Consider the following 14,035-nt stretch of genomic DNA (forward strand, 5'->3'; position numbering starts at 1 on the left):
ATGCCTTGTCGCCCGCGCCGGTGAGGGCAATGACGCCGACCTCGTCGCTGACCCAGGCCCGCTTGAATGCCAACACGAGCTCGTCGACCGTGCGCGCGCGGAAGGAGTTGTAGCGCTCCGGGCGGTTGATGGTGATCCAGGCTAGGCCGTCCTGGACCTCGTAGGTCACGTCGGTGAATTCGTGCATCGATAATTCGTCCTTCCTCATTGGCTGACGCCGGCCCGGCCCCAGTGGCGAACGCCGACTCGGCCGCCGCTAAGCCGTGGGTCGCGCGATCGGCGGATTCGGCCTGACCATTTGACTCTAGTGGGTTGAGCGGCCATTATCAAGCAAGGAACTTGGCGATGTCAGGCACTCCGTCTTGACATCGGCGATTTGGCCTGACCATAATGCCGTGACCTGGAACGCCCTGCTGGCTCACGAAGGAGTGGCGCTAATAGTATGACGATCGAACTGACCGTGGCCGAGCTCGCGGACGTCATCAAGCTGGACCTTGGTGCGTCGCCATGGCGCCGGGTGGAGCAGCACCGGGTTGACACCTTCGCCGACGCGACCGACGACCACCAGTGGATCCACGTGGACCCCGAGCGCGCGGCGCGTGGCCCGTTCGGCGGCACCATCGCGCACGGGTACCTCACGCTGTCGCTAGTGCCGACGATGCTCAAGACGCTGCTGCGGATCAAGGACCACGCACGCGGAACCAACTACGGCGTGGAGAAGGTGCGCTTCACGGCGCCGGTCCCCGTGGGCAGCGAGATCCGGCTCGCCGCGAGGGTCCTCGATCCCGCGCGGCGCGACGACGGCGGCGTACAGTACCGCGTCGCCCTCCGCATCGAGATCCGCGGTCAGGAGCGCCCCGCGATGGTCGGCGAGTCCATCTACCTGACCTATCCGGGGGTGACCGATGCGCGCTGTCGTGCAGAGACGTTTCGGTGACCCGGAGGTATTGGAGCCGGCGGAGCTCGCTGACCCGGTCCCGGACCGGGAATGGTCCGTCGTTTGCCTGAGGGCCTCGGCCCTCAACTGGCACGACGTGCTGGTTCGGCAGGGCAAGTACGGCTCGCTGCTGCCGCACGTCCCCGGCGCCGACGGCGCCGGCGTCGACGTGGAGACCGGCGACGAGGTTTTGGTGCTGCCGTCGCTGTGGTGGGGTGACGACGAGTCGGCCCCGGGGGCGCGGTGGGAGATCCTCGGCGACCATCGCCCGGCACCTATGCGGAGCTGGTCCGCGTCCCGCGCGAGTGTGTCGTGCCAAAGCCGCGCAATATGAGCTGGACCGAGGCCGCGGCGCTGCCGCTGGTGGGCCTGACCACGTACCGGGCCTTGTTTTCCCGGGGACGACTGCGCGCGGGGGAGTCGCTGCTCGTGCTCGGCGCCGGCGGCGGGGTCGCGACGATGGCGGTGTCGCTCGGCGCCGCAGCCGGCTGCGAGGTGGTGGTCACCTCCTCGTCGGCGGCGAAGATCGAGCGGGCGCGTGAACTGGGCGCCGCCGGAGGAGTCCGGTACGACGAGCCCGACTGGCCGGCGGCGGCGAAGAAGTTGTCTGGATGCGGCAGAGGCTTCGACGTTGTCCTGGACTCGGTCGGCACCTGGGGCTCGTCGCTCGCGACCGTGCGGCCGGGCGGTCGACTCGTCGTGCTGGGCGCGACGCGCGGCGAGCGGGTCGCGCTGGACGTCAGGCCGTTCTACTTCGGTCAGTTCGACGTGCCCGGCACCACGATGGGCAGTCCACGTGACTTCGCCGGACTGCTCCGGTTCCTCGACGAGTACGATGTGCCGCCGCCGGTCGTCGACCGGGTCTTTCCGCTCGACGAGGCGGCCGCCGCACACCGGTATCTCGAGAGCGGTGGCGGCTTCGGCAAGGTCATCCTGGAGCAGTCTGCGCCGCCGGAAGGACCCGTGCGATGACCGGCTTGGTGCGCTACGCGGTGGACGAGCACGCCGTCGCCTTCGTGACCCTCGACTCGCCCCGCACCCGCAACGCCCCCAGCGACGACCTGCGTGACCTGAGCCTCCCCGAGGCGCTGTCCGCCCTGCGCTCCCAGCTGGCCCTCGCCTTCACCACCGAGGACATCGTGGAGGGCGTGGCGGCGTTTCGCGAGAAGCGCGACCCCGTCTGGAAGGTGCGCTAGCACGAGAGTAGGAGACCCATGAAGATCGTCGTCTGCGTGAAGTTCGTGCCAGATGCCACCGCGGACCGGCGGTTCCGCCCCGGGGACAACACGGTGGACCGGGCCGGTGTCGACGGGTTGTTGTCGGAGCTGGACGAAAACGCTGTCGAGGCCGCGCTGGCCATCAAGGAGGCCGGATCCGGTGATGGCCCTGGCACGGAGGTGACCGTGCTCACGGTCGGGCCGGAGCAGGCCGCGGATGCGGTGAAGAAAGCGCTGCAGATGGGCGCCGACGCTGGGGTGCACGTGGTGGACGACGCGATCCAGGGTTCGGACGCGGTGGCGACCTCGCTGGTGCTGGCGACGGCGCTGGGCAAGCTGGAGCACGACCTAGTGGTGTTCGGGATGGAGTCCACCGACGGCGCGATGGGCGTGGTGCCCGCGATGGTCGCCGAGCGGCTCGGCCTGCCGGCGGTCACGCTGGGCTCGGAGGTGACCATGGGCGGCTCGACGGTGCGGATCCGCCGAGACGGTGACGTCTCAAGCGACACGGTCGAGGGCACGTTGCCGCTGGTTCTGAGCGTGACGGATGCGGCGAACGAACCGCGGTACCCGTCGTTCAAGGGGATCATGGCGGCGAAGAAGAAGCCGGTGCAGACCTGGGCGCTATCCGATCTGGGCTTGTCGGCCGATGAGGTCGGCGGTTCGGTGGCGTGGTCGCAGGTCACCGGGGTGACCGCGCGGCCGCCGCGGAGCGCGGGCACGGTTGTCACCGACTCCGACGGGACGGGCGCCGCGCAGCTCGTCGAGTTCCTGTCCAGCAACAAGTTCCTCTGAGGAGCAGCCGAGTCATGTCGAACATTCTGGTTCTCGCCGACCACGTCGGTGGCACGGTCCGCAAGACCACCGCGGAACTCCTCACCATCGCCCGCCGCCTCGGCGAGCCGGTGGCGGTCTACATTGGGGACGGTGTCGAGCAGGCCCTGCCCGCGCTGGGTGAGTACGGTGCGGCGAAGGTGATCGCGCTGACCAACCCGGAGCTGTCGCAGTACCTGGTCACGCCGAAGGCCGAGGCGCTGCAGCAGGTGGCGCAGAAAGTGGAGCCGACGGCGATCCTGATCTCCTCGAGCTCGGAGGGCAAGGAGATCGCCGCCCGGCTCGCGGTGAAGCTGGAGTCCGGCTTGATCACCGACGCCGTGGACGTGCAGTCCGGTGACGGTGGCCCGGTGACCACGCAGTCGGTGTTCGCCGGCAGCTACACGGTTCACGCCACGGTGACCAAGGGCACGCCGATCATCACGGTCAAGCCGAACGCCTCCACCCCCGAGGCCGCGCAGGCCGCCGGGACGCAGCCGGAGGTCGAGGAGATCGTCGTGTCGATCTCGGGCGCGGCGAAGACCGCGCGGATCACGGCGTCGAGGCCGCGGGAGGCGACGGGTCGTCCGGAGCTGACCGAGGCCGCGATCGTGGTGTCCGGCGGACGTGGCACCGGCGGGGACTTCGGCCCGGTCGAGGCGTTCGCCGATTCCCTCGGTGCGGCGGTGGGTGCGTCCCGGGCCGCCGTGGACTGCGGCTGGTACCCGCACGCCTGCCAGGTCGGCCAGACTGGCAAGACCGTCGCGCCGCAGCTCTACGTCGCGGCTGGAATCTCCGGCGCGATCCAGCACCGGGCCGGCATGCAGACCTCGAAGACGATCGTCGCGATCAACAAGGACGCCGAGGCTCCGATCTTCGAGCTCGCTGACTTCGGCGTGGTCGGTGACCTGCACAAGGTCCTCCCGGACGCCACCGACGATATCAACAGCCGCAAGGGCTGACTCACCCGGCATGATCGTGGCACGCATGCGGCTATGGGTCTGCGCGGGTCCCGATCCCCGGAGCCATCGTCGAACTCTCACACGAGCTCTTCGGCTGCCAGACCCTCAGCCCGTGACGGCGACGGGAAAGGTCCAGAAGCACGTCCTGCGCGCCGATATCAAGGAGAAGCTCAGCTGAGGCTCGCGAGACCCCGTGGGTCAGCCTTTTGGTCTGACCTATAGTATAGTTTTAACCGGATCGAAGAGATGGGTGACGGATGGATCTCTCGGACGCCCCGGACGAGGCGCAGTTCCGGCGCGACCTGCGCGCCTGGCTAGAGAAGAGCCTTCTCGAGCTGCCCTGGCCCGAGCCCGCCGACCTGGTCGAGAAGGCCCCGTTCTGGCGGCAGTGGCAGGCCATGCTCTGCGAGGCCGGCTACACCGGGCTGACCTGGCCACGCGAGTACGGCGGGCAGGGGCTGGACGAGCGCATACGGGTGATCTTCGGCGAGGAGTGCGATCTGGCCGGGGCCCCGGAGCGGCTCAACATCATCGGCGAGGACTTCGCCGGCCCGACCATCGCCCACTTCGGGACGGACCGTCAGAAGGACCGGTATCTCCGGCCGATTCTCACCGGTGAGGAGATCTGGTGCCAGCTCTTCTCCGAGCCCGACTCGGGGTCTGACCTCGCCTCGCTGCGCACGAAGGCCACGAAGGTCGAGGGCGGCTGGCGGATCCAGGGCCAGAAGATCTGGACCAGCCGGGCCCAGCTCGCGGCCCATGCGATCCTGCTCGCGCGCACGGGCGGTGGGCCCCGCCACAAGGGCATCACCTACTTCCTGCTGCCGATGGGCAGCGAGGGCGTCACGGTCCGGCCGCTTGCCCACATGCTCGGCGAGGCGGAGTTCAACGAGGTCTTCCTCGACGATGTGTTCCTGTCCGACGATGCCGTCGTCGGCGAGGTCGACGGGGGCTGGGCCGTTGCTATGGGCACCCTCGCCTTCGAACGGGTCGCCATCGCGACCGGCAGGGTGAACACCACCAAAGCCGTCGACGACCTCGTCGCCGAGATCCGGCTCATGACGGACGACGCGGGCCACCCGCTCGGCGCCGACCCGCACGTCCGGCAGCGGGTGGCCGACCTGTGGGCGCGGGCCCTGGTGCACCACACCATCAGCCAGCGGGTGATCTCCGGCGCGGCCGCCGCCGGGCCGCCCGGCCCGGTCACCTCGATCGGCAAGCTGTACTTCTGCCCGCTGGTCGAGGACCTAGCCGACTTCCGCCTCTCGCTCGAACCGCTCGCCGGCCAGTTCGGGCTCGACGACACCTCGCCGGAGGCCGCCCGCGCCCGCCGGTGGCTCCGCCTCGCCAACCAGGCACGCGGTACGGCCATCGCAGGCGGCTCGACGTTCATCCAGCGCAACATCGTCGCCGAACGCATTCTCGGCATGCCGAGGGGATGACATGACCTACACCTGGCACCCGTCTCGGGACTACCTGGATCACTCCAACGTGGCCCGGCTGATGCGCACGCTCGGCGTCGCCACCGCGGACGAGCTGCGGGCCCGGTCGGTGGCGGACATCGGTGCGTTCTGGGACACCGTCACCCGCGATCTCGGCATCGAGTTCCGCACGCCGTACTCGCAGGTGGTGGACCTCACCCGCGGCACCGAGTACCCCGAGTGGTTCTCCGGCGGCACGATCAACATCGTCGATGCGGCCCTGGGGCGCTGGAAGGACGTCACGCCCGGCGCCACCGCGGTCGTCCACGAGGCTGAGGCCGGGACCGTGCGGCGGCTGACGTTCGCCGAGCTCGACGACCAGGTCGCCCGGGTCCGGGCGGGGCTGCGCGCCCGGGGCATCGGCAAGGGCGACGCCGTGGCGATCTACCTGCCGATGGCGCCGGAGGCGGTGGTCGCGATGTACGCCGTGGCGAGCATCGGGGCGATGGTGGTCCCGCTTTTCTCCGGCTTCGCCCCGAACGCGATCGCCTCGCGGCTCCAGGACGCGGACGCCAAGGCGGTCATCACCGCGGACGGTACGACGCGCCGGCGTCGTACCGTGCTGCTGAAGCCGCAGCTGGACGAGGCGCTGAAGGCATGCCCCGACGTAGAGGTGGTCGCCGTGGTCGACAACATCGGCGAGGCCGTCACGCTCGAGCCCGGCCGCGACGTCGAGTGGGCCGAGCTGCTGGCGGCGGACCCGGACCTGGAGATCGAGCCGACCTCGGCGTCGGACGTGCTGCTGCTCGCCTACACGTCCGGGACGACCGGCCGGCCGAAGGGCGCGGTGCACACGCATGCCGGCTTCCTCGTCAAGGTGGCCAGCGAGGTCGCCTACGGCTTCGAGCTCGCGCCCGGCCGGACGTTCTGCTGGATCACCGACATGGGCTGGATCATGGGGCCGCTGTCGATCTTCGGCGCGCACGCCTGCGGCGGCACCCTGCTGCTCTACGAAGGCTCCCCCGACGTCCCGGGCACCAGCCGGCTCTGGGACCTCGTCGAGCGGCACGGCGTGTCGACGCTCGGCGTCTCGCCGACGCTGGTCCGGACGTTGCGAGCCGCCGGCACCCGTCCGGCCGGTGACCTGTCCTCGGTCCGGGTCCTGGGATCGACCGGCGAACCCTGGGACCCTGAGTCCTACGATTGGCTGGCCCGGGACGTCTTCGGCGGGCGGGTCCCCGTCATCAACTTCTCCGGCGGCACCGAGGTGGGCGGCTCGTTCCTGTGCCCCTACCCGGTGGAGGAGATCCGCAGCTGCTCCCTGGGCGGTCCGGCGCTGGGCATGGACGTCGACGTGGTCGACGACGTCGGCCGGTCGCTGCGCGGCAGCGTCGGCGAGCTCGTCTGCCGCCAGCCCTGGCCGTCGATGACGCGCGGGGTCTGGAAGGACGACGAGCGGTACCGCGAGGCCTACTGGTCGACGTACCCCGGCCTGTGGCGGCACGGGGACTACGCCCTGGCGGACGACACCGGCTGGTTCATCCTCGGCCGCTCCGATGACGTGATGAACGTGGCCGGCAAACGCGTCGCCCCGGCGGAGATCGAGGCGGTGCTCGCGACCGACGCCGCCGTCGCCGAGTCCGCGGTCGTCGGGATCCCGGACGCGACGAAGGGCGAGGCGATCTGGGCCTTCTGGGTCCGACGGGCCGGCGCAACGGACGGCGGCGGGGGCGACGGGGACGACGGGGTGGTGTCGGCGCGGCTCACTGCGCTGGTTGCCGCCGAGGTAGGCAAGCCGTTCGCACCTGCGCGCGTGGTCCGCGTCGGACAGCTGCCGAAGACCAGGTCGGCCAAGATCATGCGCCGGGCGATCCGCGCGGCCGTGCTCGACACTGATCCCGGGGATCTGTCCGGGGCCGAGAACCCCGAGGCCGTCCAGGACATCCGGTCCCAGGTCAAGGAGTTGGGCTGATGCGGTGGCAGCTGTCCGAGGAGCAGGAGGCCTACCGGCAGTCTTTCGGCGCCTGGCTCGCCGACGTGGCCCCACGCGAGGCGATGCGCCGGTGGCTCGGTGACGGTGACGCGGCGGAGTTCGCCGGGCGGCTGGTCCGCGACGGATGGGCCGGGGTCGGCGTGCCGGAAGCCCTGGGCGGTCAGGGCGGCGGGCTCGTCGAGCTGGCCCTCACGGCCGAGTTGCTCGCCGGGGCGAGTGCTCCGTCCGCGACCTGGCTGGCGACCGCGCTCGCGGTACCCGCGCTCGGCTCGGGGACGGACATCGCCGCCTTCGAGGGTGAGCACGTGGCATTGCTCTGTCCGGCCAACGCGATCCCCGGTGCGGGGCCCCGCCTCACGATCGACCGTGAGGGGCTCCTGCACGGGGCGGTCCCGCGCGTGCTCGCCGGTGACCTGGCGGCGCGGTTCGTGGCGGTGGTGGACGGCCCGGACGGCTCGCCGCGCCTGCGTCTGGCGTCGGCGGGGGCCGGAGTGCGGGCGCAGACCCGCCGGCTGCTCGACCGGAGCCGGTCGGTGGCCGACGTCGTGATCGAGGGCGCGCCGTCCGAGCCACTCGATGTCGATGCTCGGGAGTTCCTGGCTGGCTGCGCCGCACGTGCCGCCGTGCTGGTCGCCGCAGACTCATTGGGAGCCATGGCGCGGATGCTCGACCTGGCCGTCGAGTACAGCAAGCAGCGTCATCAGTTCGGCGTGCCGATCGGCTCGTTCCAGGCCGTCAAGCACGCCGCCGCGACCATCCTGGTCGAGGTCGAGGCGGCCCGGTCGGCGGTGTACTTCGCCGCGGCGTCGGTCGACGGCGGTGGTCCGCAGTCGGCGCTGCACGCAGCCGCCGTCAAGGCGCAGGTCACCGCCGCTGGCGTGCGGGTGGCCGACAGCGCGCTGACCTTGCACGGCGCGATCGGCTACACCTGGGAGCACGATCTGCAGCTGTTCTACAAGCGGGCCAAGCTCGACGAGTACCTGTACGGCGGCCCGACGACGTGGAACGAGCGCATCGCCGAGGGACTCAATCTGGTGCCCGTCTAGATTTTTGGTCAGTCCATTTGATATGGTCATTCCAGAAACGAGGGAGGATTGCCGTGGACTTCGAGCTCTCAGAGGACCAGACGACGATCCGCCGCGCGGTCGCCGAGCTGGCCGCCAAGTTCGACGACCAGTACTGGATGGAGAAGGACGCCGCGCACGAGTTCCCCGCCGAGTTCTACCAGGCGTTCGCGGACGGCGGCTGGCTCGGGATCACCATTCCGGAGGAGTACGGCGGGCACGGCTTCGGCATCACCGAGGCGGCGCTGCTGCTGGAGGAGGTGTCGGCCTCCGGCGCCGGGATGAACGGCGCGAGCTCGATGCACCTGTCGATCTTCGGCATGCACCCGGTGATCGTGCACGGGTCGGAGGAGATGAAGCGGGAGAACCTGCCGCGCATCGTCAGCGGCGACCTGCACGTGTGCTTCGGCGTCACCGAGCCCGGCGCGGGCCTGGACACCACGCGGATCACGACGTTCGCCAGGCGGGACGGCTCGGACTACGTCGTGAACGGCCGCAAGGTGTGGATCTCCAAGGCGATGGAGTCGGAGAAGGTGCTGCTGCTGACCCGGACGACCAGGTTCGAGGACGTCACGAAGAAGACGGACGGGCTGACGCTCTTCCTCACCGACCTCGACCGGGACCACGTTGACATCCGGCCGATCAGGAAGATGGGCCGCAATGCGGTCAGCTCGAACGAGCTGTTCATCGACGACCTGCGCGTGCCCGAGGCGCACCGGGTCGGCGAGGAGGGCCAGGGCTTCAGGTACATCCTGGATGGCCTCAACCCGGAGCGGATGCTGGTCGCGGCGGAAGCACTGGGCCTGGGCCGGGTCGCGCTGCGCCGCGCGGTGCGCTACGGCAACGAGCGGGTGGTCTTCGGCCGGCCGATCGGCATGAACCAGGGACTGCAGTTCCCACTGGCCGACTCGCTGGCCCGGCTCGACGCCGCCGAGCTCACGTTGCGCAAGGCCACTTGGCTCTACGACAACGGCAAGCCGTGCGCCAGGGAGGCGAACACCACGAAGTACCTGTGCGCCGACGCCGGCTTCGAGGCGGCGGACCGGGCGCTGCAGACGTTCGGGGGGATGGGGTATTCCGAGGAGTACCACGTCGCGCGGTACTTCCGTGAGGCGCGGCTGCTGAGGATTGCCCCGCTCAGCCAGGAGATGGTCCTCAACTTCCTCGGTGAGCACGTGCTCGGCCTGCCCAGGAGCTACTGATGTTCTCCCTTGCCGGGCGCTCCGCGCTCGTGACCGGCGCCGGCCAGGGCATCGGCGGGGCGGTCGCCAGGGCGCTGGCCGCGGCCGGCGCGGCGGTGCTGGTGACCGACGTGGACAAGGACGCGGCGGCCGCGGCGACCGCCGAGATCGTGTCCGCCGGCGGCCGGGCCGAGTCCGCGGTGCTCGACGTGCGCGACGCCGGGCAGGCGGCCCGGGCGGCCGAGCAGGCCGCCGAACTGACCGGGGGGACCCTCCACGTCGTGGTGAACAACGCCGGGGTGATCGCGCCGGCGATGTTCGCGAAGATGACGGCCGAACAGTTCCAGTTCGTGCTCGACGTCCACGTCGGAGGCACGTTCACCGTCAGCCAGGCCGCACTGCCATTCCTGGCCGTGGACGGCACCGGCCGTATCATCAACGTCACCTCGGCCGCCGGACTGGTGGGCACCATCGGCCAGGTCAACTACGGCGCGGCCAAGGCCGCCGTCGTCGGCCTCACGAAGTCGCTGGCCAAGGAGCTGGCGAAGAAGCAGATCACCGTGAACGCGGTCGCTCCGCTGGCGGCGACGGCGATGACCGAGAACATCCGCACCAACGAGAAGCTGGCCGCCAAGACGCTCGCCCGGATCCCGCTCGGCCGGTGGGCCCACCCCGACGAGATCGCCGCCACCTTCGTCTTCTTCGCGTCGGACGCGGCGTCGTACATCACCGGCCAGGTCCTGCCGGTCGACGGAGGGACGGTCATCTGATGCCGAAGGAAAGCCCCATGACCCGGTCGGGTCGGGAGGCGCTGATCGTGGAGGCGCTACGGACCCCGATGGGCAAGGCGCACCCGGTGCGCGGCTGGTACCGGGACACGCATCCGAACGAGATGCTGGGCGTCGTCTACACGGCCTTGCTGGACCGCACCGGGCTGGCCCCGGAGGCCGTCGAGGACATCGTCATCGGGTGCACCGCGCCGTTCGGCGAGCAGTCGCGCAACGTCGCCCGCAACGCCTGGCTGCAGGCCGGCTACCCGGCCGAGGTGCCGGCCACCGTGCTCGACCGCCGCTGCGGTTCGGCCCAGACCGCGGTGGAGATGGCGGCCGCGCTCGTCGCCTCGGGTACTCACGACGTCGTCCTGGCTGGCGGCGTGGAGCACATGGGCCACGTGCCCATGGGCTCACCGGCGAAGATCTCCGAGCTGTACGGCGACCCGTGGCCGCCTGTGCTGCGCGAGCGGTACGACTTCGTGTCGCAGGGCGAGAGCGCGGAGCTGATCGCCGACCGGTGGGACATCGGCCGGGCAGAGATGGACGCGTTCGCCGTGCGGTCGCATCGGCTGGCAGCGGAGGCGGTGGCCGCGGGGAGGTTCGAGCGGGAGATGATCCCGCTCGAGCTGAACGGGGAGAAGCGGACCAGCGACCAGGCGATCCGTCCGGGAACGTCGATGGAGAGCCTGGCCGGGCTCAGGACCGTGTTCCGGGAACGCGGCGGGCGGATCACGGCGGGAAGTTCGTCCCCGATCTCCGACGGCGCCGCCGGAGTGCTGGTCGCCTCCCGTGACGGTGCGGACCGGTACGGCCTTCGCCCGCGGGCCGGCATCCTCGACCAGACCACGGTCGGGGTCGACCCGATCATCATGCTGACCGGCCCTATCCCGGCCACCCGCAAGCTGCTGGACCGCAACCGGATGACGATCGACGACATCGACCTGGTAGAGATCAACGAGGCGTTCAGCTCGGTGGTCCTGGCGTGGGAACGTGAGCTGAAGCCCGACATGGGGCGGGTCAACGTCAACGGCGGTGCCATCGCCCTCGGCCACCCGGTGGGCGCCTCTGGGGCGCGTCTGTTCGGCACCTTGCTGGCCGAAATGGAGCGCCGCGACGCCGAGATCGGGCTGGTCACCATGTGCTGCGGCGGCGGGCTCGGCACGGCCACCCTGGTACAGCGGATCGACGCATGATCGACCTCGGCAGGTACATCGCCGCCGGCGACGGCGTGTGGTGGGGTCAGGGCGGCGCCGAGCCGGAGCCGCTGGTCAACGCCCTGCTGGAGCAGGCCGACCGCATAGGTCCCATCCGCGCGTTCTGCGGGCTCACCTGGAACGAGCGGCTGTCAGGCGACCTGCCCGACTCGCTGCCTGACTCCCTCACGGTGCTCTCCTATGGCGGGCTGGGGGAACTGCGCCGGCTGAGCCGGCACGGCCTGCTGGACGTGGTGCCCTGCCACTACTCCGCGCTTCCCCGGATGTTCGAGCGAGGTCAGCTCCCATCCGACGTCGGGCTGGTGCAGGTGTCCCCGCCCGACGCCGACGGGCTGGTCTCGCTCGGCATCGGCGTGGAGTACGTCGCGGACGCGCTGAAACACACCCGCACCCTGATCGCCGAGGTCAACCACCGGATGCCGCGCACCAGGGGCAGTACTGGGCTGCCGCTGTCGGCCTTCGCCGCCGTGGTCGAGACCGACCGGCCGCTGCGGGAGGCGCCCGCCCGCGCGCCCGACGCGGTGGACCGGGTGATCGCCGATCACGTGGCCAGCTTGGTCGAGGACGGCGACACGCTGCAGCTGGGCGTCGGCTCGCTGCCCAGCGCGGTCCTCGAATCCCTCGCCGGGCACACCGACCTCGGCTTCCACACCGGGATGATCACCGACGGCGTAACGGCCCTGGTGGAAAAGGGCGTCGTCACCGGCGCGCGCAAGGAGATCGACCAGGGACTGATCGTCACCGGCGCCGCCCTGGGCAGCGCGTCCCTGTACAACCGGCTTCGAGAATTCCCGGTCGAGTTCAGGCCCGCCAGCTACACCCACGCGCCGTCGGTGCTGTCGCAGCTCAGGTCGCTGGTGTCGATCAACTCGGCGATCGAGGTGGACCTGCTCGGCCAGGTCGGCGCCGAGTTGCGGCGCGGTGTGCACATCGGCGCCGTCGGCGGCCAGGTCGACTTCAGCCGGGCCGCATCGCTGACCGGCGCCCGTTCGGTCATCGCGTTGCGCGCGGAGTCCGGCGGCGAGTCGACGATCAATCCCACGCTCCGCGGCGGGGTCGTCACGACCGCGCGCGTCGACGTCGACGCGGTGGTCACCGAGCACGGCGTCGCGCTGCTGACCGGGTGCACCGTGGCAGAGCGGGCCCGCCGGCTCATCGCAGTGGCGGCACCGCATCATCGAGAGGGGCTCGAGCGGAGCCTCACGGACCGGGAGGTCGTGTCGTGACTGACGACAACCGCAGCGAGGGCGAGAGCCGGCGGGTGCGCATCCGGGAGGTCGGGCCCCGCGACGGCTTCCAGAACGAACCGGAGACGATCCCGACCGCGGACAAGATCCGGCTGATCGACGCCCTGGGCCGCGCGGGCTTCAAACGGATCGAGGTCGCGAGCTTCGTCCGGCCCGATGTCATCCCGCAGCTGTCCGACGGCGTGGAGGTGCTCCGCGGCATCGACCTGCCGCACGACGTCGCCCGGATGGTGCTGGTGCCGAACAGCCGGGGCCTCGACAACGCGCTCGCGGTGCGTGACCTGTTCGAGGAGGTGGCGCTCTTCGTTAGCGCGTCCCAGACCCACAACCAGCGCAACATCAACCGGACGGTCGAGGAGACCATGGCGGACGTCACGGTGATGGGCAAGCGCATCGTCGCCGAGAACCTCACGTTCTGCGCGGTTATCGCCACCTCGTTCGGCTGCCCGTACGAGGGCAAGGTCCCGATGGGCCGGGTCCTCGACATCGCCGAGCAGTTCGCCGAGGCCGGCGCCACCGAGATCGGCTTCGGCGACACCACCGGCATGTGCAACCCCGCGTACGCGTCGCGGTTCTTCGCCACGGCCATCCAGCGTCTGCCCGGGGTCGAGGTCACAGCGCACTTCCACAACACCCGCGGGCAGGGTCTGGCCAACGCGTACGCCGCGCTCGAGGCGGGCTGCACCAGCTTCGAGTCCAGCTTCGGCGAGCTCGGCGGCTGCCCGGTGCCGGCCGGCTCGACCGGCAACATCGCCACCGAGGACCTGGTGAGCATGTTCCACGAGATGGGCGTCGAAACCGGCCTGGACCTCGGAGCCGTCATCGAGGCCGCACGCGAGGCGCAGTCGGTCCTCGGCCGCAAGCTCACCAGCCATTCCCTCGTCGCCGGGCCGATGCACTGGCACCCGGCCGTCGCCTGACCCGTACCACCACACCGGAGGACACCCCCATGAGCAACCGCGTCGCCATGGTCACCGGGGCCGCCCAGGGCATCGGCAAGGGCATCGCCGCGGCACTGGCCGCAGAGGGGTTCAGGGTCGCCGTGGCGGACCTGAACCTCACCGCCGCCGAGCAGGCCGCCAAGGAGATCACCGCCGCCGGTGGCACCGCGATCGCGGTCGAGATCGACGTGACCCGGACTGCCTCGGTCGAGTCGGCGGTGCGCGCCGTCGAGACCGCGCTCGGTCCGGTCGAGGCCGTGGTGAACAACGCC

General features: G+C 70.6%; 13 protein-coding genes and 2 pseudogenes. 14 read left to right on the forward strand and 1 reads right to left on the reverse strand.

Annotated elements, in window-relative coordinates:
- On the reverse strand, window positions 1–187 hold a 187-nt coding region (locus VGH85_18075; protein HEY2175718.1), incomplete at its 3' end, for an enoyl-CoA hydratase-related protein.
- Window positions 188–460: 273 nt separating this feature from the next.
- Between VGH85_18075 and VGH85_18080 the strand changes: the two genes are divergently transcribed.
- From VGH85_18080 to VGH85_18145, 14 genes and pseudogenes are all read left to right on the forward strand, one after another.
- Window positions 461–937 carry a MaoC family dehydratase gene (locus VGH85_18080; protein HEY2175719.1) on the forward strand — a complete coding sequence of 159 codons (477 nt, stop codon included), beginning with the start codon at window positions 461–463 and terminating at the stop codon, window positions 935–937.
- Window positions 906–1,909, forward strand: a pseudogene (locus VGH85_18085) (zinc-binding dehydrogenase). The gene VGH85_18080 and the pseudogene VGH85_18085 overlap by 32 nt, the downstream one beginning before the upstream one ends.
- 83 nt (window positions 1,910–1,992) lie before the next feature.
- Window positions 1,993–2,133: pseudogene (locus tag VGH85_18090) on the forward strand (enoyl-CoA hydratase/isomerase family protein).
- Window positions 2,134–2,151: 18 nt separating this feature from the next.
- A complete protein-coding gene (locus VGH85_18095) occupies window positions 2,152–2,949 on the forward strand; it encodes an electron transfer flavoprotein subunit beta/FixA family protein (protein ID HEY2175720.1) in 798 nt (265 codons plus the stop codon).
- Window positions 2,950–2,963: 14 nt separating this feature from the next.
- A complete protein-coding gene (locus VGH85_18100; GenBank protein ID HEY2175721.1) occupies window positions 2,964–3,929 on the forward strand; it encodes an electron transfer flavoprotein subunit alpha/FixB family protein in 966 nt (321 codons plus the stop codon).
- 257 nt (window positions 3,930–4,186) lie between these two features.
- Entirely contained in the window at window positions 4,187–5,371 is a 1,185-nt protein-coding gene (locus tag VGH85_18105) for an acyl-CoA dehydrogenase family protein (protein HEY2175722.1), read from the forward strand.
- 1 nt (window position 5,372) lies between these two features.
- Entirely contained in the window at window positions 5,373–7,322 is a 1,950-nt protein-coding gene (locus VGH85_18110) for an AMP-binding protein (protein ID HEY2175723.1), read from the forward strand.
- Window positions 7,322–8,389 carry an acyl-CoA dehydrogenase family protein gene (locus tag VGH85_18115; GenBank protein HEY2175724.1) on the forward strand — a complete coding sequence of 356 codons (1,068 nt, stop codon included), beginning with the start codon at window positions 7,322–7,324 and terminating at the stop codon, window positions 8,387–8,389. Before VGH85_18110 ends, VGH85_18115 begins: the two co-directional genes overlap by 1 nt.
- 53 nt (window positions 8,390–8,442) lie before the next feature.
- A complete protein-coding gene (locus tag VGH85_18120) occupies window positions 8,443–9,609 on the forward strand; it encodes an acyl-CoA dehydrogenase family protein (protein HEY2175725.1) in 1,167 nt (388 codons plus the stop codon).
- Entirely contained in the window at window positions 9,609–10,358 is a 750-nt protein-coding gene (locus VGH85_18125; GenBank protein ID HEY2175726.1) for an SDR family NAD(P)-dependent oxidoreductase, read from the forward strand. The genes VGH85_18120 and VGH85_18125 overlap by 1 nt, the downstream gene beginning before the upstream one ends.
- A 17-nt stretch (window positions 10,359–10,375) precedes the next feature.
- Window positions 10,376–11,554, forward strand: coding sequence for a thiolase family protein (locus tag VGH85_18130; GenBank protein HEY2175727.1), 1,179 nt, complete (start codon window positions 10,376–10,378; stop codon window positions 11,552–11,554).
- Entirely contained in the window at window positions 11,551–12,801 is a 1,251-nt protein-coding gene (locus VGH85_18135) for an acetyl-CoA hydrolase/transferase C-terminal domain-containing protein (GenBank protein ID HEY2175728.1), read from the forward strand. The genes VGH85_18130 and VGH85_18135 overlap by 4 nt, the downstream gene beginning before the upstream one ends.
- A complete protein-coding gene (locus tag VGH85_18140; protein HEY2175729.1) occupies window positions 12,798–13,742 on the forward strand; it encodes a hydroxymethylglutaryl-CoA lyase in 945 nt (314 codons plus the stop codon). Before VGH85_18135 ends, VGH85_18140 begins: the two co-directional genes overlap by 4 nt.
- A gap of 29 nt (window positions 13,743–13,771) precedes the next feature.
- The coding region (locus VGH85_18145; protein HEY2175730.1) for an SDR family NAD(P)-dependent oxidoreductase at window positions 13,772–14,035 on the forward strand (264 nt) is incomplete at its 3' end.

The sequence above is a fragment of the Mycobacteriales bacterium genome (genome assembly GCA_036497565.1).
In the GTDB taxonomy this organism is placed as follows: domain Bacteria; phylum Actinomycetota; class Actinomycetes; order Mycobacteriales; family QHCD01; genus DASXJE01.